Origin of the sequence: Marinobacter sp. 1-3A, assembly GCF_016597775.1 — a bacterium.
In the GTDB taxonomy this organism is placed as follows: domain Bacteria; phylum Pseudomonadota; class Gammaproteobacteria; order Pseudomonadales; family Oleiphilaceae; genus Marinobacter; species Marinobacter xiaoshiensis.
In genome coordinates this window covers 1-1250 of record NZ_VCGZ01000039.1, presented here as the reverse complement: position 1 = coordinate 1250, position 1250 = coordinate 1, and the positions used below count along the sequence as shown (strand labels likewise).

The following is a 1250-nucleotide window of genomic DNA, read 5'->3' as shown; positions in this document are numbered from 1 at the left end:
CTATAAAGGACAATTCATCCGAAAACTGAACGTTGTCGGGCGAACTGACCGGCTGAATAAAAACGAGATCGTAGGCGGTGGAATGCTCGCTCATTTTTGGGTTTTTCTACAGCCTCGTTAGGTGTATTCCAGATGTTCGAACGATCAACAATAAAAATATTATTGGTATTTTTGACAGTATATGCGGGGATTTGGCTCCCATATATTGTTTTGCAAGGAAATTTACCAGCCTCTCTGAGCGCACCATATGCGCTCTTGGGGTTCGCCCAGGCAATTCCCGCTTATATTTTGAATAGTGTTGGAATCTCCGGATTAATTCAGAATGATGGGTATTGTGGCTGGGGGTGGTGTGGCCCGACTGTTTTTGGTTACGTTGTGCTTTCAGCGTTTTGGGTATTGGTCGCATGGTTTATTGCTTGGTTGATTTCAAACCTAACAAATGCAGGCAAGGGACGCTCCTAACGTCGCGCCCCTGCTGCAAGCGTTATATTTGGAGAGAGCTTGAGAGAGAGTCTTAAAATCGCAGCATTGGTTTTTTTCGCTGTGTTGACCCCCGTTACTCTCTGGAACGCTGGTCACCTCTATCTGACTCAATCATGTGACTCAAAATTTGGGTGTATCGGTGTCTTTCAGCTTTTGACTTTCGTTGCCAGTATTTGTGCTGGAATCTCTGCTCTCTCGGTTTTTGTTGCGCACTATATTTTTGTAGTCCGCAGCGGAGGCGACACCACCCACCGAGAAATCGCTTTGACTTTGCAATGCTTTGTTGGCGTAAGCATCGCAAGTGGAAGTGCTATTGGTCTTGCGGAGGCTTTGGGGATTGGGGCGTTGGCCTCGCTTTGGACGCTTGTGTCGTTTCTCATTGGTATAGCAATTTTCAAATTCGGTAGAAAAATATAACCAGTGCATTAAATTCGTTCCCGGCCTGACGGCCGTCCACCGAACGCCCTAGTCGGGCGCCGTTTATGCAGGCGTTATGCTCACAAGGATTTCGAGTGCCTTACAAAATGAATCCCCAACAATTTGACGCTGTGTTAGCACTTAGCAGTGCTGACCGAAGCTCTCATTTCGTTGGCAAGGTTGCTGATTGGGAGCAATTGTGGGGTGTCAAAAACGATCTTGGCTGGCTGCCCGCTCTGGCAGGATAGTTGGCACTACTTAATTTTTAACCAGTTGGGCGGTACAGGTGTTGATAGTGCCTCGTTATTCGGATGAACGTAAAGCCGCAGTGCTGGCGAAGTTATCGCCGC

At 47.5% G+C, this 1250-nt stretch carries 2 protein-coding genes; one reads left to right on the top strand and one right to left on the bottom strand.

The features are described from left to right. Nucleotides 1-132: 132 nt before the first annotated feature. Entirely contained in the window at nucleotides 133-462 is a 330-nt protein-coding gene (locus FE848_RS18570) for a hypothetical protein (RefSeq protein ID WP_200205399.1), read from the top strand. Between the two features lie 141 nt (nucleotides 463-603). On the opposite strand, the gene FE848_RS18565 is transcribed toward FE848_RS18570, so the two are convergent. Continuing rightward, nucleotides 604-909, bottom strand: a complete 306-nt coding sequence (locus tag FE848_RS18565; protein WP_200205398.1) for a hypothetical protein — start codon at nucleotides 907-909, stop codon at nucleotides 604-606. Nucleotides 910-1250: the final 341 nt, after the last annotated feature.